The 22,046-nt window shown below is 66.6% G+C and carries 22 protein-coding genes and 1 tRNA gene; 9 read left to right on the top strand and 14 right to left on the bottom strand.

Annotated features, from left to right (window positions below; translation table 11 throughout):
* Window positions 1-68 precede the first annotated feature (68 nt).
* Together AC4PRM_RS11785 and pdxA are read left to right on the top strand one after the other, a co-directional pair.
* The gene (locus AC4PRM_RS11785; RefSeq protein ID WP_492039991.1) at window positions 69-1,409 is read left to right on the top strand and encodes a peptidylprolyl isomerase; all 1,341 of its coding nucleotides are present in this window, start codon (window positions 69-71) and stop codon (window positions 1,407-1,409) included.
* Window positions 1,409-2,422, top strand: a complete 1,014-nt coding sequence (pdxA, locus tag AC4PRM_RS11780) for a 4-hydroxythreonine-4-phosphate dehydrogenase PdxA (RefSeq protein ID WP_492039990.1) — start codon at window positions 1,409-1,411, stop codon at window positions 2,420-2,422. The genes AC4PRM_RS11785 and pdxA overlap by 1 nt, the downstream gene beginning before the upstream one ends.
* Here pdxA and AC4PRM_RS11775 read toward each other — a convergent pair.
* From AC4PRM_RS11775 to AC4PRM_RS11760, 4 genes are all read right to left on the bottom strand, one after another.
* The gene (locus AC4PRM_RS11775) at window positions 2,406-3,212 is read right to left on the bottom strand and encodes a class I SAM-dependent methyltransferase (protein ID WP_492039989.1); all 807 of its coding nucleotides are present in this window, start codon (window positions 3,210-3,212) and stop codon (window positions 2,406-2,408) included. The genes pdxA and AC4PRM_RS11775 overlap by 17 nt on opposite strands.
* A 70-nt stretch (window positions 3,213-3,282) precedes the next feature.
* Window positions 3,283-4,335: an enoyl-CoA hydratase/isomerase family protein gene (locus AC4PRM_RS11770; RefSeq protein ID WP_492039988.1), complete on the bottom strand. Its 1,053-nt coding sequence runs from the start codon at window positions 4,333-4,335 to the stop codon at window positions 3,283-3,285.
* Window positions 4,332-4,664 (bottom strand): DUF6968 family protein, encoded by a 333-nt coding sequence (locus AC4PRM_RS11765; RefSeq protein ID WP_492039987.1) that lies wholly within the window; start codon window positions 4,662-4,664, stop codon window positions 4,332-4,334. Before AC4PRM_RS11765 ends, AC4PRM_RS11770 begins: the two co-directional genes overlap by 4 nt.
* On the bottom strand, window positions 4,661-5,800 hold the full coding sequence (locus AC4PRM_RS11760) for an isobutyryl-CoA dehydrogenase (RefSeq protein WP_492039986.1): 1,140 nt from the start codon (window positions 5,798-5,800) through the stop codon (window positions 4,661-4,663). Before AC4PRM_RS11760 ends, AC4PRM_RS11765 begins: the two co-directional genes overlap by 4 nt.
* Window positions 5,801-5,935: 135 nt before the next feature.
* Between AC4PRM_RS11760 and hemB the strand changes: the two genes are divergently transcribed.
* Complete coding sequence (gene hemB / locus AC4PRM_RS11755; protein ID WP_492039985.1) at window positions 5,936-6,937, top strand: porphobilinogen synthase; 1,002 nt, start codon at window positions 5,936-5,938, stop codon at window positions 6,935-6,937.
* Here hemB and AC4PRM_RS11750 read toward each other — a convergent pair.
* The 5 genes from AC4PRM_RS11750 to AC4PRM_RS11730 are packed head-to-tail and all read right to left on the bottom strand — an operon-like array spanning window position 6,934 to window position 11,089.
* Window positions 6,934-7,728, bottom strand: coding sequence for an MBL fold metallo-hydrolase (locus AC4PRM_RS11750; RefSeq protein ID WP_492039984.1), 795 nt, complete (start codon window positions 7,726-7,728; stop codon window positions 6,934-6,936). The genes hemB and AC4PRM_RS11750 overlap by 4 nt on opposite strands.
* Window positions 7,725-8,513 carry a TatD family hydrolase gene (locus AC4PRM_RS11745; protein WP_492039983.1) on the bottom strand — a complete coding sequence of 263 codons (789 nt, stop codon included), beginning with the start codon at window positions 8,511-8,513 and terminating at the stop codon, window positions 7,725-7,727. The genes AC4PRM_RS11750 and AC4PRM_RS11745 overlap by 4 nt, the downstream gene beginning before the upstream one ends.
* The gene (locus AC4PRM_RS11740; protein WP_492039982.1) at window positions 8,513-9,499 is read right to left on the bottom strand and encodes a DNA polymerase III subunit delta'; all 987 of its coding nucleotides are present in this window, start codon (window positions 9,497-9,499) and stop codon (window positions 8,513-8,515) included. Before AC4PRM_RS11740 ends, AC4PRM_RS11745 begins: the two co-directional genes overlap by 1 nt.
* Window positions 9,496-10,119 (bottom strand): dTMP kinase, encoded by a 624-nt coding sequence (gene tmk / locus AC4PRM_RS11735; RefSeq protein ID WP_487922120.1) that lies wholly within the window; start codon window positions 10,117-10,119, stop codon window positions 9,496-9,498. The genes AC4PRM_RS11740 and tmk overlap by 4 nt, the downstream gene beginning before the upstream one ends.
* Before the next feature lie 37 nt (window positions 10,120-10,156).
* On the bottom strand, window positions 10,157-11,089 hold the full coding sequence (locus AC4PRM_RS11730) for a septal ring lytic transglycosylase RlpA family protein (RefSeq protein ID WP_492039981.1): 933 nt from the start codon (window positions 11,087-11,089) through the stop codon (window positions 10,157-10,159).
* A gap of 129 nt (window positions 11,090-11,218) precedes the next feature.
* Between AC4PRM_RS11730 and AC4PRM_RS11725 the strand changes: the two genes are divergently transcribed.
* A tRNA-Ser gene (locus AC4PRM_RS11725) sits at window positions 11,219-11,308 on the top strand.
* 57 nt (window positions 11,309-11,365) lie between these two features.
* Window positions 11,366-12,232, top strand: a complete 867-nt coding sequence (gene ku, locus AC4PRM_RS11720) for a non-homologous end joining protein Ku (protein ID WP_492039980.1) — start codon at window positions 11,366-11,368, stop codon at window positions 12,230-12,232.
* 6 nt (window positions 12,233-12,238) lie between these two features.
* Here the strand turns inward: ku and AC4PRM_RS11715 are convergent, their stop codons facing one another.
* Window positions 12,239-13,420: an MFS transporter gene (locus AC4PRM_RS11715; protein WP_492039979.1), complete on the bottom strand. Its 1,182-nt coding sequence runs from the start codon at window positions 13,418-13,420 to the stop codon at window positions 12,239-12,241.
* A gap of 63 nt (window positions 13,421-13,483) precedes the next feature.
* On the opposite strand from AC4PRM_RS11715, the gene AC4PRM_RS11710 reads away from it, so the two are divergent.
* Window positions 13,484-14,419, top strand: a complete 936-nt coding sequence (locus AC4PRM_RS11710) for a LysR family transcriptional regulator (protein WP_492039978.1) — start codon at window positions 13,484-13,486, stop codon at window positions 14,417-14,419.
* Window positions 14,420-14,423: 4 nt separating this feature from the next.
* Here the strand turns inward: AC4PRM_RS11710 and ligD are convergent, their stop codons facing one another.
* Window positions 14,424-17,027: a DNA ligase D gene (gene ligD, locus AC4PRM_RS11705; protein ID WP_492039977.1), complete on the bottom strand. Its 2,604-nt coding sequence runs from the start codon at window positions 17,025-17,027 to the stop codon at window positions 14,424-14,426.
* A gap of 75 nt (window positions 17,028-17,102) precedes the next feature.
* Window positions 17,103-17,522: a winged helix-turn-helix transcriptional regulator gene (locus AC4PRM_RS11700; protein WP_492039976.1), complete on the bottom strand. Its 420-nt coding sequence runs from the start codon at window positions 17,520-17,522 to the stop codon at window positions 17,103-17,105.
* Between the two features lie 55 nt (window positions 17,523-17,577).
* Between AC4PRM_RS11700 and AC4PRM_RS11695 the strand changes: the two genes are divergently transcribed.
* The 3 genes from AC4PRM_RS11695 to AC4PRM_RS11685 all read left to right on the top strand — a co-directional run bounded on the left by AC4PRM_RS11695 (window position 17,578) and on the right by AC4PRM_RS11685 (window position 19,306).
* Window positions 17,578-17,907, top strand: a complete 330-nt coding sequence (locus AC4PRM_RS11695) for a nuclear transport factor 2 family protein (protein WP_492039975.1) — start codon at window positions 17,578-17,580, stop codon at window positions 17,905-17,907.
* A complete protein-coding gene (locus tag AC4PRM_RS11690; protein WP_492039974.1) occupies window positions 17,904-18,692 on the top strand; it encodes an SDR family oxidoreductase in 789 nt (262 codons plus the stop codon). Before AC4PRM_RS11695 ends, AC4PRM_RS11690 begins: the two co-directional genes overlap by 4 nt.
* A gap of 413 nt (window positions 18,693-19,105) precedes the next feature.
* Window positions 19,106-19,306, top strand: coding sequence for a hypothetical protein (locus AC4PRM_RS11685; protein ID WP_492039973.1), 201 nt, complete (start codon window positions 19,106-19,108; stop codon window positions 19,304-19,306).
* A 12-nt stretch (window positions 19,307-19,318) separates the two neighbouring features.
* Here AC4PRM_RS11685 and trhO read toward each other — a convergent pair whose 3' ends face one another.
* Both trhO and AC4PRM_RS11675 read right to left on the bottom strand, forming a co-directional pair.
* Complete coding sequence (trhO, locus tag AC4PRM_RS11680) at window positions 19,319-20,284, bottom strand: oxygen-dependent tRNA uridine(34) hydroxylase TrhO (protein WP_492039972.1); 966 nt, start codon at window positions 20,282-20,284, stop codon at window positions 19,319-19,321.
* A gap of 49 nt (window positions 20,285-20,333) precedes the next feature.
* Entirely contained in the window at window positions 20,334-22,040 is a 1,707-nt protein-coding gene (locus tag AC4PRM_RS11675; RefSeq protein WP_492039971.1) for an alkaline phosphatase D family protein, read from the bottom strand.
* Between the last annotated feature and the right edge of the window lie 6 nt (window positions 22,041-22,046).

Raw genomic sequence — 22,046 nt, 5'->3', positions numbered from 1 at the left:
CGGGGATGCGCGAGACGCGATTTCCGGGTCGATCCGGGATCAGCGCCGCCACAGGAATCAGGACTGACATGCGTTTCGAGCGTTACATCACAGGCGTGGCCATCGCCGCCCTGCTGTCCGGCACAGCGCTGGCGCAGACTGCACCTCAGGCTCCGGTCCCCGCTGCTGCCGGAGTGCCGAATCCGGCCGGTCCCGCTGCATCGTCCCAGGCACCCACACCCGAGTTTCAGTTGGCTGATGGCGTTCTTGCCACGGTCAATGACAGCGTCATTACGGGTTTCGATCTGCGCCAGCGCATGTTGCTGGTGGTCGCCATGACGCAGGTTCAGCCTACGCCCGAAAATCTTCCCGCGATCCGGCAGCAGGCCTTGAATCTGATTATCGACGACCGCCTGCAAAATCAGGAGCTGGACCGCTACCCCGACCTGAAAGCCACTGACGCAGAGGTGGACGAAGAACTGACCGCAATGGCGTCAGAGGTTGGTGCAACACCCGAAGCCTACATAAACTCCCTCGCCCAGTTCGGCATCCGTCCTGCGACATTGCGCGAACAGATGCGAACACAGATCGGCTGGCAGCGGCTGGTGGGTGCTCGTTTCCAGAGCCGCGCTCGCGTTAGTAGCGGTGCCGTCCAGGCCGCACTCAGACAAGCCACAGATGCTTCATTGAAGAAGCAATACCTGATCGGTGAAATCTATATCGAGTCCGCTCGCGTTGGTGGTCAGCAGGCCGCCCTGAACGGTGCGACCCAACTGGTCCAGCAGATGGTTCAGGGGGCCCCCTTCCAGAACGTGGCCCAACAGTTTTCAGCAGCGCCTACCGCAACTCGCGGCGGAGACGCTGGCTGGGTCGTCGAGGGAACTGTCCAGCCCGTCCTTCAGCAGGCCATGGACCAGTTGTCGCCTGGCGAACTGTCACGCCCCATTCCAGTCGAAGGTGGAGTGTACATTCTCTACATGCGTGACAAACGCGATGGCTCTTCGTCCAGCCTGACGCAGATCAAGCAGATGATGGTCGAGTTGCCCGAAACGGCAACGGACGCTGAGGTTTCCGCAGCCACCCAGCGTCTGGAAGCGCTGCGTCCGCAACTGACATGCGACAACATCCTCACGCGTGCCACGTCCGAGCAAGGCCTTCTGGGTACAGACCTCGGCGAAGCAGATCCCGCCAATCTGCTTCCGCAGTTTCAGCAGGTCGCCAGGTCCAGCGAAGTCGGCTCGATCAGCACCCCGATACGCACCCAACTGGGCGTTCATCTGCTGGCCGTGTGCGGTCGGCGTGCTGGCGGGGCGGAGGCCCCCAACGAACGACAGATCGAAAATCGACTCTTCGGCCAGAACCTGCAGACCCTGGAGCGGCGCTACATCCGGGACCTGCGTCAGGACTCGGCGATCGAGATCAAGTCCTGATGTCCGCCACCCTGCCGCTGGCCCTGTCCATGGGCGAGCCGGCGGGGGTCGGGCCGGAGATCATCGCCAAGGCTTGGGACGCCCTTAAGGACGGGCCACAGTCGTTCGTCGTGATCGGTGACGCGGCCCTGATGCGTTCTCAGGGACGGCCAGTTCAGCCCGTGCTGTCAGCAGCCGAAGCGCCAGGCATCTTTGCCCGCGCCATACCGGTGATGGACCAGCCCCTGCCCGCGCCGGTGGTCTCCGGCCGCCCCGACAGCGCCAATGCCGGGGCCGTGGCCGACTGGATCGAGCAGGCCGTCAATCTGGCGTTGGCAGGAGAGGTCGGCGGCATCGTCACCGCTCCGATCGCCAAGGCTCCGTTGTATGCCGCCGGTTTCCGCTTCCCGGGTCACACGGAATTCATCGCCGAACTGACCTCAGACGTGCCGTTCACCGACACTCGCGGACCGGTAATGATGCTGACGGCCCTGGATTTGCGTGCCTGTCTGGTCACAATCCATGCCTCCCTGGCCCAGGTTCCGGAACTGGTCACGACAGAGCGGGTCTGCCGAACGGCCCGGGTCGTGCACGAGGCTATGAAGCGCGACTTCGGCATTGCCCGGCCCCGCCTGGCATTGGCCGCCCTCAACCCTCACGCGGGCGAAGGGGGTGCGATGGGTCTTGAAGAATTAGAAGTGCTTGCGCCTGCGGTGGAAATCCTTCGCGCCGAGGGCATAGATATTTCCGATCCGCGCCCCGCCGACACGATGTTTCATACGGAAGCTCGCGCGGGTTATGACGCCGCCGTCTGCCTGTATCACGACCAGGCCCTGATCCCGGTCAAGACGCTGGATTTCTGGGGTGGGGTCAATGTGACCTTGGGTCTCCCCGTCGTTCGCACATCTCCCGATCACGGCACCGGCTTCGACATCGCCGGACAGGGGATGGCCCGCCCTGACAGCCTGATCTCCGCCATCCGCATCGCGGCCCGAATGGCGGCCGCCCGCAGCCGGACTAGTCAGGCTTCCTGAAGCGATAGACGAACCGGTCGGACCGACCTCTGATGCTCTCGTCGAAGACGCTCAACGTGTGATCGTCGCCCGGCATGCGCACGGCGTCACTCTCACCGTCAAAGACGAAGCCTGCCGCCTCCACCTGACGACGCAGTTCGGCGGCTTCGATGCGGTGCAGCGTACCCGCCACATCGATACCGGCCCCATCCGCCGCTTGATGGTCGAGGATGACGTAGAGCCCACCCGGCTTCAGCGCCGCGAACACCGCCGCATTCATCGCGGCCACATCGACGCCAAAGCGCGGGATGGTGAAGTCGTGGTACTCCTCGCCCATGAAGACGACGTCCAGTGGACGGTCGAACGTCATGGTCTCCAGCGCCCCGGTCACGCGGCTGACGTTCGGATAGGTCGAGGCCAGGGTGTCGGCAAAGCCATTCTCGCGCCCCGCCGTCTGGTTCGGCACAAAGGCATAAACCTTGCCGCTCTCGCCCACTGCGGGCGCGAACAGGCGAGTGAAATAGCCTTCCTCGGGACGGATGTCGGCCACGGCATCGCCCGGCTGGATCTGGGCGAAGGCCAGCATCTCGGCGGGCTTACGCAGCGGATCACGCGCGACCTCGGTCTCCAGCCGGCGCGGGTCGGCCAGAACTGAGGCATAATCAGACGCCGTCGGCGCGCTCATCGCAGCCGCTTCATCCGCCGATACATAGACCGTACGTGTGCCACTATCGTTGGCGATGATCAGGCACCCCGACAGGGCGACGGCGCTGACGGCCAGGGTGGCGGCGAGGATCGAGGACTTCAACATGGGGACTCTCCGGAACAGCCCCGGATCAAGGCAACGGTTCGCGCCGCGACGCAAGCCCCAGCGCAAACCCTCAGCCGAGCGGCGTCCAGGCCTCACCCGCAGGCAGGGACGCGAACAGGGCGTCCAGCGTCGCGTCCGTCACGCCCTCCAGCGTCTCCGGCGACCATTTCGGCGCATTGTCCTTGTCCACGATCACGGCCCGCACGCCCTCCTGGAAGTCGTGAGTGCGCACCACGCGACCGCCCAGGGCGTATTCCATGGCCATGTTGTCGGCGAAGTCGGTCAGTGTCGCCCCAGTGCGAATTTGGCGCAGCGACACTTTCAGCGACTGCGGCGACTTGGTCTTCAGCGTCGCCAACTGCGCCAGGGCCCAGTCCGATCCATCCTCTTCCAACGCCGCGAAGATGTCCTCGACCGTATCGAAGGCAAACAGCCGGTCGATCGCCTCCAGATGCGCCTCGATCGGGGCCTCGCCCGCATCGTCCTCCAGCCCATCCGCGACATCGACCGGATAGCCGGGATCGGCCGACAGGATGGCGCGGAACGCCTCCAGCGCGTCGCTGGGCAGATAGTGGGTGTGGATGCCCAGAAACACTGTATCCGCCGCCTTCAGCCGCGCGCCGGTCAGCGCCAGCCAGACCCCCGTCTGACCCGGTAGCCTCGGCAGGAACCAGCCACCGCCAACATCCGGGAACAGACCGATCCCCGTCTCCGGCATGGCATAGGTCGTCCGCTCGGTGGCGATCCGCACCACGGCGGGTTCGGATATCCCGACGCCACCGCCCATGACGATGCCATCCACAATGGCAGTGATCGGCTTGGGATAGTCGAACATCAGATGGTTCAGCCGGTATTCGCTCAGGAAGAAGGCCTTCGCCTCCGACGCATCCCCTGCCCCGCTCTCGGCGATCATGCGGATGTCGCCCCCGGCACAGAATCCGCGCTCTCCGGCATGGTCGATCAGCACCGACTTGACCGCATCGTCCTCGCGCCAGTCCAGCAGCGCCTGCGTCATCGCCTCGCACATGCCCCGGTTCAGCGCATGCAGGGCCTTGGGCCGGTTCAAGGTGATGATCCCCACGCCAGAGGCGACGCGGGTCAGGATTTCGGGTTCAGAGGTCACGGATGGCCTTTCGTACGGGCGGCTTCAAGATCATCAAGCCCGGCGGTAGGGAGGTGCAGGATGTCGTCGGGTTCAAACAGGAATACTGCGGGCCTGGCGGTATACAGCTCTGCCGCCACATTCTGCAGCGCCAGATAGAGCGCCTGTACGGAGTCTACGCCATAAGCTCGCGCAATCCGGACTTCGCGTTGCGGCCACTCGATCTCATATTCACAGCTCCAATCGCCGCGTGGATCCGGTACCGGTATACGCCAACGGACCGGAACCGGATGGACCTCTCCGTCGCGACGGATGTGGTAGGTTCGCTCGCAAACGACTGAAGATTTCACTGACGCATCATCTCGCGTGCCGTGATCACCCGCATGATCTCATTGGTGCCTTCCAGGATGCGGTGAACCCGCAGGTCGCGCACGATCCGCTCCAGCGGATAGTCCTTCAGATAGCCATAGCCGCCGTGCAGTTGCAGGGCCTCGTCGGCGATCTGGAAACAGACGTCGGTAGCGAACCGCTTGGCCATGGCGCACCATTTGGTCTTTTCCGGATGATCGGTGTCGATGGCCCAGGCTCCGCGCAGGACCAGCAGCCGCGCCGCCTCCAGCTGCGTCGCCATGTCGGCCAGCTTGAACTGGGTGTTCTGGAACTCGGCCAGCGCCTTGCCGAACTGCTTGCGGCTGGCGACGTATTCCAGGGCCGTCTCCAACGCCAGACGCGCCCCGCCCAGCGAACATGCGGCGATATTCAGCCGCCCGCCGTCCAGCCCCATCATGGCATAGCGGAAACCGTCGCCTTCCTGGCCCAGCAGGTTGGCCGCCGGCACGCGGCAATCGTCGAACTGGACGATGGCTGTCGGCTGACTGTTCCAGCCCATCTTCTTTTCCTGGGCCCCGAACGATAGCCCGGGCGTGCCCAGATCGACGACAAAGGCCGAAATGCCCTTGGCCCCCGGCTCGCCGGTGCGGGCCATGACCACATAGACGTCCGACGTCCCGGCCCCGGAGATGAAGGCCTTGGAGCCGTTCAGCACATAATGATCGCCGTCCAGCCGGGCCGTCGTGCGCATGGCGGCCGCATCCGACCCCGAGCCGGGTTCGGTCAGGCAGTAGCTGGCGATCTTCTCCATCGACACCAGCGACGGCACATACCGGCCCCTCAGGTCGTCGGAGCCGAACCTGTCGATCATCCACGTCGCCATGTTGTGGATGCTGATGAAGGCCGCCGTCGACACATCGCCCCGCGACAGCTCCTCGAAGATCACCGCCGCCTCGACGCGGCCCAGCGCCATCCCGCCGTGCTCCTCACCGGTATAGATGCCGCAGAACCCCATCTCGGCAGCCTGACGCATCGTGTCGACGGGGAAGGTCTTGGTCTCGTCCCACTCCGCGCTGTGCGGGGCCAGTTCGGCCTCCGCAAAGGCCCGCGCCGCATCCTGAATGGCGCGCTGATCGTCGTTGAGGGCGAAATCCATGAAGCGTTCCCTTGGTGTTTTGGGCGTTCTAGCCTCTTCCCTCTCCCGGCGGGAGAGGGCTTGAGCGCACGGCGGCAAAGCCGTCGTCCTTGCGCGCCACCTTCTCCCAATGGGTGAAGGAAGCTAAGGGGAGGCATGACCCAGCCCTTCGCGCCCGCCGCCTTCCCCTACGCCCGCCCGCGCCGCCTGCGCTCGAGCCCTTGGGTGCGTCGTCTAGTCGCCGAGACGACCCTGACCCCCGCCGACCTGATCTGGCCTCTGATCGTGCACGATGGGGCTGACGATCGCATCCCCGTCGCCTCCATGCCCGGCGTCTTTCGCCTGTCGCCCAGGGCTGCGGCCGAGGCGGCCAGGGAGGCGCACGGCCTGGGCATCCCCATGGTCGCCCTGTTCCCCAATGTCGACGGTGCGATCAAGGACGCTTTCGGCACCGGCGCGACCGATCCCGACGGCCTCATCCCCGACTGCATCAGGGCCATCAAGGATGCGGTGCCGGACATCGGCGTCATGACCGACGTGGCGCTGGACTGCTACACCGATCACGGCCACGACGGCGTGGTCGAGGACGGGCGGGTGCTGAACGACGCCTCGCTGGAGCGGCTGGCCGAGCAGGCCTTCATCCACGCTCATGCCGGGGCCGACGTCGTGGCCCCCTCCGACATGATGGACGGCCGTGTCCAGGCGATCCGCGAGGCGCTGGAGGCCAACGGCCTGCACGACACCATGATCCTGTCCTATGCGGCCAAGTTCGCCTCGGCCTTCTACGGCCCCTACCGCGACGCCGTCGGCTCGGCCGCCATGCTGGTCGGCGACAAGAAGACCTATCAGATGGACTATGCCAACTCCGACGAGGCCCTGCGCGAGGTCGCCATGGACATCTCCGAGGGGGCCGACGCCGTCATGGTCAAGCCCGGCATGCCCTATCTCGATATCGTCCGCCGCGTGCACGAGACCTTCCGTGTCCCGACCTTCGCCTATCAGGTCAGCGGTGAGTACGCGATGATGCAGGCCTCCATCGCCAATGGCTGGCTGGACCAGGACCGCGCCATCCTGGAAACCCTGCACGGGTTCAAGCGGGCGGGTTGCGCGGGCGTGCTGACCTATTTTGCGCCCCAGGCGGCGCGGTTGCTGGGCTAGAGCCGGGCACTCCACCCGTCGAACCCTACCTCGACATTGTCCGGCACCACGGCTTTCAGCGCCGCATAGTCCAGGTCCAGGTGCAGATTGGTCAGCACCGCCCGCCTGACCCCCGACCGCGCGATCCAGTCCAAAGTCTTGTCGACGTGGGCGTGGGTCGGATGGGGCGTCCAGCGCAGGGCGTCGACGATCCACAGGTCGCAGCCGCGCACGGCCTCCAGCGCCGCCTCGTCCAGATCGGACACGTCGCTGGAATAGGCCACCGGCCCGATGCGATAGCCGACCGAGCGGATCGGCCCGTGCGCCTGGTCGAACGTCACGACCGGCACCTCGCCCCCTGCGCCACCCACCGACCAGTGCTGGCCATGCGGCGGGATCAGATGCGCGTCCAGAATGGCCGGATAGCCCTCGACGCTCTCGAAGATATAGCCGAACCGGCTCGTCAGGGCGTCCATCGTCGCCCGGTCCATCCAGGCCGGAATGCGCCGCCGGGTACGCATGGCAAAGACCCTCAGGTCGTCGATGCCGTGGGTCTGATCTGCGTGGTCGTGGGTATAGAGGACCGCATCCACGTGCCGGATGCCCGCCGCCAGCGCCTGCTCCCTCAGGTCAGGCGAGGTGTCGATCAGGACGCTGGTCACGCCGTCCGGCCCGTGCCGCCGGATCAGGGCAGAGCAGCGGCTGCGGCGGTTCTTCGGCTCGGCCGGATCGCAGTCGCCCCAGTCGCCGTCCCCGCGCGGCACCCCGCCCGACGATCCGCTGCCCAGGATGACGACTTCCAGCTCGCTCATGATCCGGCTGGCCTCGGAATGCGGTCGAACAGGGTGAAGAAGGCGTCCGTCGTGCGCGCCTCGGCCTCATCGCGCGACCAGCCCCGGATCTCGGCCAGCTTGTCCAGCACATGGCCGACATAGGCAGGCTCGTTACGCCGCCCCCGATGCGGCATGGGGGCCAGATAGGGGCAGTCGGTCTCCACGATGATCCGGTCCGCCGGCATGGCCGCGATGACCTCGCGCACATCGCCCGCCGCCTTGAAGGTGGCAATGCCGGACACCGAAAACCATGCCCCCAGTTCCGCTGCCTTTTCCGCCAGTTCCGGGCTGGATGTGTAGCAGTGCATCAGGAACCGGAACGGCCCGATGGCCATCTCCTCCTCCAGAATATCGCCCATCACCGCATCCGCCTCGCGTGTGTGCACCACCAGCGGCAGGCCCGTCTGGCGTGCGGCGGCGATATGCTGGCGAAACACCGCCGCTTGCACGTCGCGCGGGCTGAAATCATAGTGGAAATCCAGCCCGCACTCGCCGATCCCGATCACCCGGTCCCGCCCGGCCAGCTCGACCAGCTGCGCCGCCGTCAGGTCTTTATGATCCTTGGCCTCATGCGGATGCGCCCCCACCGTGCACCAGATGTCCGGATGCGCCATGGCCAGGCCATGCGTCGCCTCGAAGGTCGACAGCTTGTCGGAAATCTCGACCATCAGAGCGACCCCCGCCTCACGCGCCCGGGCGATGACGGTATCACGGTCCTCGTCGAACTGCGGCGCATGCAGATTCACATGGCTGTCGATCAGCATCAGCGTGCCCCAGCCTGAGCCTTGGTCCGCTGCAGGTCTGCCAGCGCCCCGGCCAGCACATCAGCACGGTCCAGATTGATTGCCGCTGTCCGGTCCGGCAGGTCCGACAGCCGTGTCCACAGCTCGGCCCAACGGGCCCCTGACGCCCCTTCGTTCAGCGCCCTGACCTTCACCGCCGCGATCAGCCGTTCCATCAGGGTCTCGAACCGCTCCTGCCCCTCCACGCCCCTGAACTTGTCGGCCACCGCCATGGCCTCGGCCCGATCCACCGACGGCGCATTGACCCAGTCCTGTGCCAGCTGATCGGCCTCCAGTGTCGCGCCGGACGCCAGGGCCAGGGCCTGTCCGGGCGATCCCGCCGACATCCCTGCCATCCGCGCCGCCTCGGCGGAAGGCACGCCCGTCCGGTTGCGGACCAGCTCCTCCAGCGCATGTTCCGGCCAGACCGGAAAGGCCAGCCGGCGGCACCGCGAGCGGATGGTGGCCAGCAGCCGCCCCGGCGCATGGGTCACCAGAAACAGCACGCCGCTTTCAGGCGGCTCCTCAAGAACCTTCAGCAAAGCATTGGCTGCATTCAGGTTCAGGTCGTCAGCAGCATCGATGATGGCCACCCGCGCCTGCGCCTGCGACGGGCTCTTGGAAAAGAACTCCGGAAGGTCCCGCGCCTGATCGACCGAGATCGATTTCTTGGTCTTGCCGCCCTCGACGGCCCGCTCCAGCACCAGCAGGTCGGGATGCGACTGGGCCGAGATCAGCCGCGCCACCGGATCGTCCGGCCGCGTTCCCAGCAGGCCCCGCGACGGGTCGGGTGCCGCCCCCAGCAGCCGCCGCGCGGCGCGATAGGCAAAGGTCGCCTTGCCCGACCCCTCGACCCCGCACAGCAGCCAGGCGTGATGCATCCGCCCGCGCGACTGGGCGTCCAGAAACGCCGCCTCCGCCGCCGCATCGGGGATCAGATCGAACCGGTCGCGCGCATGCTCGCTCACAGCAGCCGGCCCTCGACCGCCGCCCAGACCCGTTTCGTCACCGTATCCATGTCGCCATTGGCGTCGATGACGACACAGCGATCATGCGTCCGGGCGATCTCCAGAAAGCCGCTGCGCAGCCGCTCGTGAAACGCCAGACCCTTGGATTCGAACCGCGTCTCGAACAGACCCCTGCCGAACGCCCGCTCCAGCCCGACCTCGACCGGCAGGTCGAACACCAGCGTCAGGTCCGGCTGGGTCGCGCCCACCACACTGGCGTCCAGCGCCTCGATGAAGTCGGCGGGCGTGCCGCCTCCGACGCCCTGATAGGCGCGGCTGGAATCGGCGAACCGGTCGCAGACTACCCACCGCCCGGCCTCAAGCGCGGGCCGCACCGTCCGCTCCAGATGATCCGACCGGGCCGCGAACATCAGCAGGGTCTCGGTCATCGGCGACCAGCGCCCGGCGTCGCCGTTCAGGGCCAGGTTGCGGATCTCCTCTGCTCCTTGCGACCCCCCCGGCTCGCGCGTCTGCACGACCTCCAGATCGCGCGCGCGCAGCCGCTCGACCAGGCGCGCGACCTGGGTCGACTTGCCGGTGCCTTCGCCGCCTTCGAATGTGATGAATCTGCCTTGGGTCACCGGCGCACAATGGCGACGCCGGGCGTCTTCGCAAGCTTTACTGCGTCGATATCAACAGGGCGTCGGGATAGCCGCGCGATATGACCGCCCGCCGCGACCGTTCCGCCGCGCTGGCATCCGGCCAGGGCCCCACCAACACCCGCCAGGCCCCGCCCGCATCCTGATCGACCCGGGCGCTACCGCCCAGGGTCTCCGCCGCTCGCCGCGCCGCCCGCGCATCGGCCCAGGCCCCGGCCTGAACCCACTGGCCCGCGCCCACCATGGGCAGGCTCGGAGCGCTTACGACAGGGGCCGGAGCCTCAGGACGCACAGGCTCAAGTACCGGCGTCGGCACCGCAGCCACCGCCCCCTGCCCGTCTGCCACCGACAGATAGGGCACCGGCCCGCGCAAGGCCGTCGGAGCCGCCGCCACCGGCTCGGCCGCCGCATATTGCATCGTCGTGCCGCCACCCTCGCGCGGGGCCCGGCCCAGATAGCGTACCCGCACCTCGCCCACGCCCCGCTGCAACAGGTCCAGCGCTTCGGCCGCCCCGCGCGACAGGTCGATGATCCGCCCTTCCGCGAACGGACCGCGATCATTGACCCGCACCACGATGCGCTTGCCATTGGCCAGGTTCGTCACCTCTACCAGCCCGGGCAGAGGCAGGGTCTTGTGAGCCGCCGTCAGCGCATGCATGTCGAACCGTTCGCCGGTGGCCGTCGGCCGCCCGTTGAACTGCGCCCCGTACCAGGACGCCAGCCCCGTCTCGTCATAGTTCGGCTGCTCCTCGGGCCGGTACCACCGCCCCCGGATCTGATAAGGGCGCATGGTCCCCGACACGATCGGTGCCGGATCGGTCACCACCGGCATACGCCCCGCATCGGCCAGCCGACCGCCACCAATCCCGCCTGAGGTCGCCCCGCTGGCGCACGCCGCCAGCAGCGACATCACCGCCGCCACGACCAGACCTTTCGCAATCCTCGCCGTCACCGCGCCGCTCCTGCATCACACTCAGGCGGTCATTATCGGGGAACAGATTTCCGCTTTGGTTAACGCATCCTTCTGCGCTATGTCGCCGGTCCGCACGGCACTCCAGCCTCACAGGCTCGCCGTCGATCAGGAAGTGTGGCCGAGTGGTTTAAGGCACTGGTCTTGAAAACCAGCGACGGTGAGAGCCGTCCGTGGGTTCGAATCCCACCGCTTCCGCCATGCGGACAGAACCCTTTGCCTCCTGCCCGCATTTAGGAGGCTTACGGGAGAGATGACATGGCCGCGCGACCCACCTGGCAGGGACATTTGAAGCTGTCGCTGGTCACCTGTCCGGTGGCTTTATTCACGGCGACGACCAGCACCAATGACGTGCGCTTTCACCTGATCAATCCCGAGACCAACAACCGTATCCGCATGGTGCCGACCGATCCCGACACCGGCCCGGTCGAGCGGTCCGATCTGGTGCGCGGCTATGAGGTATCGAAAGATGAATACGTCCTGTTCGACGATGCGGACTTCGACAAGGTGAAGCTGGAGAGCACCAAGACCATCTCCATCGACAAGTTCGTGGACGAGGCCGACATCGACCGGCTGTTCTGGGACTCGCCCTTCTTCGTCGTTCCGGAAAAGGGCGCAGGCGTCGAGGCCTTCGCCGTCATCCGCGACGCGATGAAGAAGCAGGGCAAGGTCGCCCTGGGTTGTCTGGTGCTGCGCGGCAAGGAGCGTCAGCTGGCGCTGGAGGTGCGGGGCAAGGGGCTGGTGGCCTATACATTGCGCGCTCATGACGAGGTGCGCGACGCCGCCGACTATTTCGACGACATCCCGACGGTGAAGGCCGATGCCGACATGGTCGAGATCGCCGCCCGAATCATCGGCCAGAAGGAGGCCGACTTCGACGCCTCGGACTTCAATGACCGCTACGACGACGCCCTGCGCGACATGATCGCGGCCAAGACCAAGGGCGGCAAGGGCACGGTGGATGTTGCCGAGCCCGACGACACCAATGTCATCGACCTGATGGCGGCCCTGAAGAACAGCCTCAAGGGATCGGCCACCGGGACCCGGAAGGCCGCTCCGAAAAAGACGCCCGCCGGGAAGTCTCCATCCAAGAAGACGGCGGCCCGCAAAAAGACCGCCGCCTGATCGGCTTCAGCAGGCCTCGACGACCGGCACGGCCCGCGTCTCGCGCCGCATCAGCAGCAGGATCAGTGCAAGTCCGGATATCGCCATGGCGGCACCCGACAATGCGACAGCTGGATAGCCCAGACCTGCGCTGATCACGGCACCGCCCAGGGCCGCGCCGATAGCGTTGCCCAGGTTGAAGGCCCCGATGTTCATCGCCGAGGCCAGGTTGGGCGCGTCGGAGGCCGCAGCCATCACGCGCATCTGCAGCGGCGGGACTAGGGCGAAGCTGGCGACACCCCACAGGAAGATCAGGGGTGCCGCGACAAACGCCCACGGCATCAGGGCGGCGAAGGCGATCAACAGCACCGCGAGTGCGACCAGGGTCACCACCAGGGTTCGATCCACCGACTTGTCCGCAAATCTGCCGCCCAGCCAGTTGCCGAGCGTCAGACCCAGTCCGTAGACAACCAGCATGGCGGTCACGAAGGCCGTCGTCGCCTGGGTCTTCTCTGTCAGGATGGGGGCGATGTAGGTGAAGACCGTGAACATCGCGCTGGAACCCAGCACCGTCAGGGCCAGGGCCGCCAGGACGGGTCCCCGCCTCAACACCGCCAGTTCGGCCTTCATGGACCCGCCGTCGGTGGTGGCCGCGACCGCGCCCTTGGGCAGGGTCAGCGCCAGGGCGATCATGGCCAGTGCGCCCAGTCCCGCGATCCCCCAGAAGGACGCCCGCCAGCCCAGCACATCGCCAGCCCACGCCGCCAGCGGCACGCCGGTCACATTGGCAAGGGTCAGGCCCATGAACATGGCTGCGACGGCCCCCGCCCGCCGGTTCGGAGCCACGACACTGGCTGCCACGATGGCACCGACGCCGAAGAAGGCCCCATGGTTGAAGGAGGTCAGGACCCGCGCCGCCATCAGTGTCCAGTAGTCCGGTGCGATGGCCGACAACAGATTCCCCAGGGTGAAGATACCCATCAGCCCGACCAGCAGCGTCCTTCGCGCGACCCTGCCCGTCGTCAATGTCATGAGCGGAGCGCCGATCAGCACCCCGAAGGCGTAGGCGCTGACCAACAGCCCTGCCGCCGGAATCGAGACGCCGAGATCCCCGGCCATGACCGGCAGAAGACCCATCGGCGCAAACTCTGTCACGCCGATGCCGAAGGCACCGACCGCCAGTGCCAGGAGAGGAGGATTGAGTTTCATGAGAGGCTCTGCGGAGAGGAATTTTGTCACCACCAGATGGAATGAAGACCTGATCGCTACTAGATGGCCTCAGGGACCAACATCTGTGATCTGGACGCAAAGATGAGGCATGGAGAGACCGACCGCACCGGCGAGCTGGAGATTTTCGCCATTGTTGCCGACACCGGCAGCTTCTCTGCTGCCGCCCGCACTCTCGATCTGACTCCCTCGGCGGTCAGCCGCACCATCGCCCGCATCGAGTCCCGCCTGGGCGTCCGCCTGATCCTGCGCACCACCCGCAGCCTGGCCCTGACAGCGGAGGGCCAGAGCTATCTTTCGGCAGCAAGGCGGATCCTCGCCGACCTGAACGATGCCGAACAGGCGATCTCGGATCAGGGCGCGCCGCGCGGGCGCGTTCGGGTCAGTGCCGCCCTGGGTCACGGCCGGCTCTGTATCGTGCCCCTTCTGGGTGAATTCGTTGCGCGGTACCCCGGCATTCTGGTGGACATCAATCTGACCGATGCGGTCGTGGATGTCGCCGCCGGCCAGGCCGATGTGGCGATTCGCTTCGGGCCGCTTGCCGACAGCCCGCTGACTGCCCGCCGTATCGGCGAAACCGGTCGCATGGTGGTGGCCTCCCCTGCCTATCTGGCCACACGGGGCACGCCGCTGACGCCCGACGATCTGCATGACCACAACTGTCTGAATTTCAACTTCCGACGCGCCGAACCTGTCTGGCCCTTTATCGAGAGCGGTCAGGCGCGCGCCCTGGCCGTGCAGGGCAATATCGAAGCCAACAACGGCGAGACCCTGGTCCAGCTGGCGCTTCAGGGCGTCGGCATCGCCCGGGTAGGAGCGTTCAATGTGGTCGCCGACGTGGCGTCCGGTCGGCTGGTGCCGCTTCTGGAGGCCTTCAATCCGGGAGATCGTGAGCCCATCCACGCCGTCTTTGTAGGCGGGACCAATATGCCGGCTCGTGTCCGTGTCTTCATCGACTATCTGGTCGAACGACTGCGTTGACGCCTCAATCGATGCTCATCCGCTTCAGGGCCGGCCTCAGGCTTTTAGCCTCTTCCCTGAAGCCCTTCCACGGATCGGCCTTCTTCAGCAGGCCCTCGTAGGTCCACAGATTGAAGGCCGACGGGTCCAGCCCGGCCCGGACCTGACCCCAGGACAGGGGATAGGCAATGCCCGCTCCCGGTCTGGCGCGCGGCGACCATGGGGCCACCGCCGTCGCCATCCGGCCGTTCCTCAGATAGTCGATGAAGATCTTTCCGCCCCGTGCCTTCTTGGCCAAGGTGGTGGTGAAGCGGTCGGGGGCGTCGATCCTGATAGCCTCGGACACCGCCTTGGCGAAGGCCTTGTTCTGATCCCAGGTCACGCGGCTGCGGGCGTCCGACTTGATCGGCACCACGACGTGCAGGCCCTTGCCGCCGGTGGTCTTCACGAACGGCTTGAGCCCCAGCGCCTCCAGCTTCGCCTTCACCACCTTGGACGCGGCGATCACGTCGCCGAAGTCCAGCCCCTCGTCGGGGTCCAGGTCGAAGGTTACTTGGTCCGGCACTTCCGGCTGGCCCGGCGCACAGCCCCACGGATGCAGCTCCAGCCCGCCCGATTGTCCGATCGCCACCAGCCCCCCGACATCGACGGCGGCGACATAGGGTGTGCGCGCCTTGACGTCGATCAGCTTCAGCCGGGGATTGGACCCCGCCATGGCGTGACGCTGGAAGAAGCTCTCGCCGGAAATCCCGTCGGGCGCGCGGATGATCGAAGTGGGACGGTCGCCGACGTGGGGCAGGATGCGCTCGGCCGCCGCCTCGTAATAGCGCGCCAGGTCCGCCTTGGTGATCGCCGGCCTGTCGCTGACCGCAGGCCACAGCACCTTGTCCGGGCTGGAGATCGTCACGCCCGCCACGATGACCTTGCCCCTGCCCGCCTTGGGCGCGGCCTTGACTGTCGTTGTCACCTTCTCCGTCGTCGGTGTGGCCGCTGTATCGGGCGCCTTGCCCAGTGTGCTGGCGGGGGCCTGCGGGGCCTCCGTCACCTCGGCGGCGGTCTTGTCCTCGCGCAGCCCCCTGAACGCCGCCTGGCGCAAGGAGCCGCTCTCGGTGTAGCCGCCGTGCTCGACCTCGGCGACCAGAACCGGCTTGACCCAGTGAATATCCTTCGCCGCCTTGGGCGCGCCTGCGCCGCTGAAGGGGCTCTTGTCCGCCGACACCGCCTTCAAGGCAGGCACCAGCGCCTTCGTCACCGCCTCACCATAGCCGGTGCCGACCCGGCCAAGGTAACGCAGTCCGCCCTTGTCCTTCACCCCGACCAGAAGCGATCGGAACCGCGTCCCGCCTTCCGACGACCAGCCGCCGATGACGACCTCGTCACGTCCCCGGCATTTGGACTTCACCCAGCTGCTCGACCGCCCGGCATTATAGGGGGCGTCCAGCTTCTTGGAGATCACCCCTTCCAGATCCATCCGGCAGGCGCTTTCCAGCACCGCCTGGCCGGTCGAGGCGAAATGCTCGACATAGCGGAGCCGCGGTCCGGCAGTCTTGCCTACCCGGTCGACATAGGCCTGCAAACGCGCCTTGCGATGCGACAGTGGCAGCTTGCGCAAATCCTCCCCACCCTCGAACAACAGGTCAAAGGCGAAGTAGGTCAGGCCACCCGTCTTCCCGTCCGAGATCGCCGCCTGCAGGGCCGAGAAGTCCGGCATGTGATCGTCGTCCAGGGCGCACAGCTCCCCGTCGATCACCGCATCGGGCCACCCCGCCGCATCGGTCGCCAGGTCCGGAAACCTGTCGCTCCAGTCCAGACCCTTGCGGGTCCGCAAGATCGCCTTGCCTCCGCCGATCCCGACCTGAAGCCGATAGCCGTCAAACTTGATCTCATGCGCCCAGCCCTTGGCCCCCGGCGGATGGTCAACCACCTTGCACAGCTGGATCGGCACGAACGATGGCGGCTTGGTCGCGCCGCTTGTCGCGGCCTTCGACGGCTTGGGCTTCGCAGGGCCCTTGCGGCCCGTCGGCTTCGAAGACGTCCACTGTGCCTTGCCCTCGGCAATCTCCGCCAGCGATCGCCCCGTCGTCACCGAGGCGTCGATCTCGGCCAGGGCATCGCCCTCGCCCGCCACCGCATGCTCGTCCTTTTCCTTGAGCAGCAGCCAGTTGTTCCGTTTGGACGGCTTGCCTCGGTCGCTCTTCAGCCGGATCAGCGCCCATTTCCCTTTCAGCCGCTCGCCGTGCAGGACCATCTTGATCTGGCCCCTGGCCCAGGCCGCCTCCAGATCCGGCTCCTGCGGCTCCCAAATACCGGTGTCCCACATCTGCACTGTCCCGGCCCCGTAGTTGCCGTCCGGAATGGTGCCCTCGAACCCGCCATAGTCCAGCGGATGATCCTCCACCTCGACGGCCAGCCGCTTGACCGAGGTGTCCCGCGATGGAGCCTTGGTCACGGCCCAGGACTTGAGCACCCCGTCCGCCTCGATGCGGAAATCATAGTGCAGCCGCGTCGCCGCATGGCGCTGGATCAGATAGGTCCGCCCCGCCTTCGCGCGAGCGGCCTTCTTGCCCTTCGGCTCCGGCGTCTCGCCGAACTTCCGCTTGGCCTGATAGGTCTTCAGTTCACCGCGCATCCCGCCGCCTCCGTCCGGTCCCAACCGTCTCAACGCGGTGGAGGAGCGAAGGCGCCACCGATCCAGAGAGGCAGTCTATGATACCGCCTGTGCCTGTTGATCGGCATCGATCAGCCGCTGCCTGACCGCGTCAGGCGCCGCCTCGGCCCAGTTCAACAGCTTGTCCAGCACAGGACACAGGGTCTGGCCCCATTCCGTCAGGTGGTACTCGACCTTGGGCGGTACCTGCGGGTGGACGATACGCGCGACGACACCGTCCACCTCCAGCTGTCGAAGCTGCTGGATCAGCATCTTCTGCGACACGCCGGGAATGGCCCGTTCCAATTCCGAGAAGCGCCGGACGTTCGCCCCGAACAGCTGGAACAGGATGACCAGCTTCCACCGTCCCTCCAGAATCCGGATCACATTCTGGGCGCTCGAGGCGGCCGTCTGCGGGGTGTAATCCACCCGCTTACCTTCGGGTGAGTACCTTACTTTTTCGTCCGTACTTGTCATCTCATCAGCTTATTTCCAGTTTGGTCGGGACACAACAGCCATGCCGGAGCGCCCGATGATCCCCGACCTGCCCAGACCCATCGCCGACTATGTCGCGGCCAATGCGCGCCTCGACCTTGAGGGCATGGTCCAGCCCTTCGCCCCTGACGCCGTCGTGGAAGACGACCGGCATCGTCACGTCGGCCATGCCGAGATCCGGGCGTGGATCCAGCAGGAAACGATCGCCAGCAGGGCGATCTTCACCCCTGACACCCTGCATCATGAGGGCGACCACGTTGTCGTCGAGGGACCTACGGCCGGTGACTTCAAGGGCAGCCCGCTGCGGTTCACCTTTCGCTTCACCCTGGATGGCGATGTCATCCGCGCGCTGAGGATCACGCTGTGACCGCGCCCCCTGATCCGACGGAGTTCGAGGGACAGAGGGTTTTGGTCACGGCTGGCACCAAGGGCGCGGGCCGGGCGACCGTGGACCGCTTCCTGGCCGGCGGGGCCCGCGTCATCACTGCTGCGCGGGAGCCTTCCCCTACGTCGAACGCGGCCGAATTCGTCAAGACCGACCTCCTGACGCTGGACGGGTGCGAGACCCTGGCCGAGGCGGCGATGACCCGTTTGGGCGGGATCGACATCGTGGCGCATGTCGTCGGCGGCTCGTCGTCTCCCGCGGGCGGTTTCGCGGCCCTGAGCGAGGATCATTGGCGCACGGAGCTGGATCTGAACCTGATGCCTGCCATCCGTCTGGATCGACTGCTGGCACCCCAGATGATCGCGCGGGGACATGGGGCTATCATCCATGTCGCCTCCATCCAGCGCGCCCTGCCGCTGCCGGAGTCCACCATCGCCTATGCGGCGGCCAAGGCGGCCCTGACCACCTACAGCAAGGCGCTGTCCAAGGAGCTTGGGCCGAAGGGCGTTCGGGTCAATGTGGTGTCGCCCGGCTGGATCGCGACCGAGGCAGCCGATGCCTTGCTCCAACGCATTGCGGCCGAGACCGGAGGGTCGGTGGAAGAGGCCCGGCAGACCGTCCTAGACGGGCTGGGCGGCATACCGCTGGGCCGCGCCGCCAGACCCGAGGAGGTCGCCGAACTGATCGTCTTCCTCGCCTCGACGCGGGCCTCCGCCATTCACGGTGCGGAGTATGTGATCGACGGAGGCACCATCCCGACCATCTGAACCGGGCGGCAGGAGGGGGTCGGTTCATGGTGCCTTTCCGACCCCAATCCTTGCACCCCTCCCGACCCTGGAATGGAGACTCTCGACCCTCGACTTTCTAACTCCAGCACTCTTGCGATCACCCCGCACCCTCCCCTTGTCAGTCCCAGCGGTATCGGCGGCGATACGCGCCGCGCAGGGGTCTTTCACATCGTCATCATCATCGGAACGCGGGCCTCAATGGGGCCTCGACCCCGCCTCACACCCGGCTGACACTCCGCGTTTCAAAACTGAAAAGGGCACCCCTTTTTTTGGGGAGACACCAACCCTTCTGGACCCTGTCTCAGCCGGATCGTCGTGGCGGGTGCCGCCTTCCGGGAACCGGTTCGCCCCAGCCCTGTTGGCTCTGGAGCACTCATTCAGGGATCAGGACCATGGCCGATAAACAGACTCAGGGACGCCAGAACAACGCCGCCTCGCCGGGCGGCAAGCCGGATCCCGCCACCTCGGACGAGGCGGTGCGCCGGACCGGGTTGAAGTCGCGTAAGGCCGCCGGGCCAGACGGGCCAGATGCCACGGTCGTCGGCGACACCTTCAAGACCGCGCCGGGCCAGTCCTCCGACAAGGCCGACTGACCGTCGAAGGCCTCACTCGGCGGGATTAGAGCTTCGGCCCGTTCCCACCACCTCGCCGATATGGGCCACGCCCTTAGCCTCGGCGATCTGCATCTGGCGCTTGCGCTCGGCATAACGAGCCTTCTGAATCTCAGAGCGCTCGGCGTGGCAGCGGGGGCAGCAGATGCCTTCGACATAGTGCGGCGAGGCGCGGTCGACTTCGCTGACCGGCATGCGGCAACCCCGGCACAGGCTGTGGGTACCGGGGGTCACGCCGTGACCCACCGCGACCCGCTCGTCGAACACGAAGCATTCGCCCGACCACAGGCTCTGATCCTCGGGTACCGTTTCCAGATAGCGCAGGATGCCACCCTCCAGATGGTGCACGTCTTGCACCCCGTTGGCCTTCAGATAGGCCGTCGACTTCTCGCAGCGGATGCCGCCGGTGCAATACATGGCCACGCGCGGCGGATGGGGCCGATCCAGCAGGGCGCGGCCCTCGCGCTCGAACCAGTCGGCGAACTCTCGAAAGCTGCGGGTGTTGGGCTGGACGGCCCCGGCAAAGGCCCCGATCGCGCCCTCATAGTCGTTGCGTGTGTCGATCACGACGGTGTCCGGATCGGCGATCAGGGCGTTCCAGTCCTCGGGGGCCACATAGGTCCCGGCCTGGCGCACGGGGTCCAGCCCGACCTGGCCCATGGTCACGATCTCGGCCTTAATCTTCACCTTCAGCCGCAGGAACGGCGGCGTGGCGGCGGTCGAGTATTTCACGTCCAGTTCGCCGAACCCTGGCATGGCCCGGATGCCGTCGATCACCGCCTCTACGGCTGCGTACGGCCCCGCGATCGTCCCATTGATCCCCTCAGCCGCCACTAGCAGGATGCCGCGGACCTCGCTCCCGCACAGCGCCTTCAGCCGGTCGCGCACGGCGGCGCAGTCCGCGACGGGCGCAAAGCGGTACAGGGCAGCGACGCGAAATGGGGCGGACGGTTCGGTCATGGGGTGCGCCCCATGCCACATCCGCCCGCCTCTGGCGAGCGTGCGGGCTCTAGCCCTGCTTCTCCAGCGGACCCAAACCACCGTCTGCCTGTGCCACCCGATACGTCGCCAGGACCCGCGCCTCGTACGGCTTGGCCAGGATGGTCGAAACCGTGTGCAGTTCCGCCGTCAAAGCCTCGGGCGTGAACTTCAGCAGCACGAACCCCTTGGCCTTCTGGTCGCAGAACTCGACCTCCGGATTGGCCTGGGTCAAGGCCATGCCCAGCGGGAAGGCCCCCAGAAAGTCGCCCGGCGAGGGGCTGGAGATGGCGCTGGTGCCGAACTCGACCGCCCGTCGCTCTCCGGCATCGTCCTTCAGGTCGTTGACCCAGAAGGCGTGGCTATCGCCGGCGAGAACCACCGGGGTCACGCCCGCCGCCTTGAACGTCTGGTACAGACGCTCGCGCCCGACCGGATAGCCGTCCCAGGCATCGAGGTTGAACGGCAAGCCCGATTTGAACAGTTCGATCAGCTGGGCCACCTGGGGCCGCACCGCCTCGGGCAGGCTGCCGATCATGGTCGCGATCTGCTGCGGGCTCGCCATCTGGGACAGATTGGGTCCGGCCACGCGGGCGGTGACCACCTGATTGCCCAGCACCTGCCAAGGCCGACCCGCCGCCTTCGATGCGGCCAGTTCGCTGCCCAGCCAGTCGCGTTGCGGCGCATCCAGCAGATCTCGCGACGGATCCGCCAGCCGTGTCCGGAATGCCGCCACGTCCGGGGCAGGCTGGCCGTCCGGCCCGGCCGAGAAGGTCAGGTCCTTTTCATAGGTAAGCTGCTCGCTGCGCCCCGACAGCCGCGTCTCGACCATCATCAGGCTGGCCAGATTGCCGAAATGGAAGGTCCGGTTGATCGCCTCGCGCAAGGCACCCGGAGCCGCCTCCCGAATGGGCATCCATTCGTAATAGGCCCTCAGCGCCGTCGCCTTGCGGGTGGCATAGTCGCCCTCGGTCTCCGGCTGATGGTTCTCGGCCCCGGAGACCCAGCTGTCGTTGGTCACCTCATGGTCATCCCAGACGCAGATGAACGGGGCCCGCACATGCGCCGCCTGTAGGTCCGGATCGGACTTGTATTGGGCGTGACGCAGCCGATAGTCCTCCAGGCTGACGATCTCGTGCGGCGGCTGCGGCAGCCGGTTCAGGGCCGCGCCCGTGACCATGCCATAGTCGTCAGCCTCGGCCCCATATTCATAGATGTAGTCGCCCAGATGGACGACGGCATCCAGCCGCTCCAGCTTCGCAATGGCGTCATAGGCGTTGAACAGCCCGCCCGGATAGAGCTGACAGGAGACGACCGCCAGGCTCAGGTCCGGCGTCGCGCCCTCCGGGAGGGTCCTGACCCGACCGACGGGCGAAACGACATCCCCCGCCACGAAGCGGTAGAAATACCGCTGCCCCGGCTCCAGCCCCTGGCCGTCCAGGTCGTGCTTGACGGTGAAGTCCCGCTCGGCTCGCGCAAGCAAACCGTTCGAGGTCCGCACGATGTCGACAAAGGCCTCGTCTCGCGCCACCTCCAGCCGCACCTCGATATCGCCAGAGTTGGCATCGGACGGCGTCACGCGCGTCCAGAATACGGCAGAGTGCCGGTCCGGATCGCCGCTGGCCACGCCGTGCAGGAAGGCGACCGTGCCGGGCGACTGTGCCCCCGCCTGATTGGTGGGCAGGGCCACGGCCCCGCCCCCGATCAGACCCAGAAGACTGCGGCGATCCATGTTCATGGTCAT

The sequence above is a fragment of the Brevundimonas sp. DW-iso22 genome (assembly GCF_058725425.1).
Note: the sequence above shows the minus strand (reverse complement) of the source record. Positions and strands in the feature narration are given on the sequence as shown.

Excerpts from the sequence above, each read along its gene's own strand:
- ligD (WP_492039977.1), bottom strand. The coding sequence starts at position 17,027 with ATGCGCGGTGAACTGAAGACCTATCAGGCCAAGCGGAAGTTCGGCGAG.
- hemB (WP_492039985.1), top strand. The coding sequence starts at position 5,936 with ATGACCCAGCCCTTCGCGCCCGCCGCCTTCCCCTACGCCCGCCCGCGC.
- ku (WP_492039980.1), top strand. The coding sequence starts at position 11,366 with ATGGCCGCGCGACCCACCTGGCAGGGACATTTGAAGCTGTCGCTGGTC.
- AC4PRM_RS11745 (WP_492039983.1), bottom strand. The coding sequence starts at position 8,513 with ATGCTGATCGACAGCCATGTGAATCTGCATGCGCCGCAGTTCGACGAG.
- AC4PRM_RS11710 (WP_492039978.1), top strand. The coding sequence starts at position 13,484 with ATGGCCTCAGGGACCAACATCTGTGATCTGGACGCAAAGATGAGGCAT.
- AC4PRM_RS11750 (WP_492039984.1), bottom strand. The coding sequence starts at position 7,728 with ATGAGCGAGCTGGAAGTCGTCATCCTGGGCAGCGGATCGTCGGGCGGG.
- AC4PRM_RS11700 (WP_492039976.1), bottom strand. The coding sequence starts at position 17,522 with ATGACAAGTACGGACGAAAAAGTAAGGTACTCACCCGAAGGTAAGCGG.
- AC4PRM_RS11760 (WP_492039986.1), bottom strand. The coding sequence starts at position 5,800 with ATGGATTTCGCCCTCAACGACGATCAGCGCGCCATTCAGGATGCGGCG.
- trhO (WP_492039972.1), bottom strand. The coding sequence starts at position 20,284 with ATGACCGAACCGTCCGCCCCATTTCGCGTCGCTGCCCTGTACCGCTTT.
- AC4PRM_RS11715 (WP_492039979.1), bottom strand. The coding sequence starts at position 13,420 with ATGAAACTCAATCCTCCTCTCCTGGCACTGGCGGTCGGTGCCTTCGGC.
- AC4PRM_RS11695 (WP_492039975.1), top strand. The coding sequence starts at position 17,578 with ATGATCCCCGACCTGCCCAGACCCATCGCCGACTATGTCGCGGCCAAT.
- pdxA (WP_492039990.1), top strand. The coding sequence starts at position 1,409 with ATGTCCGCCACCCTGCCGCTGGCCCTGTCCATGGGCGAGCCGGCGGGG.
- AC4PRM_RS11775 (WP_492039989.1), bottom strand. The coding sequence starts at position 3,212 with ATGTTGAAGTCCTCGATCCTCGCCGCCACCCTGGCCGTCAGCGCCGTC.
- AC4PRM_RS11785 (WP_492039991.1), top strand. The coding sequence starts at position 69 with ATGCGTTTCGAGCGTTACATCACAGGCGTGGCCATCGCCGCCCTGCTG.
- AC4PRM_RS11685 (WP_492039973.1), top strand. The coding sequence starts at position 19,106 with ATGGCCGATAAACAGACTCAGGGACGCCAGAACAACGCCGCCTCGCCG.
- AC4PRM_RS11675 (WP_492039971.1), bottom strand. The coding sequence starts at position 22,040 with ATGAACATGGATCGCCGCAGTCTTCTGGGTCTGATCGGGGGCGGGGCC.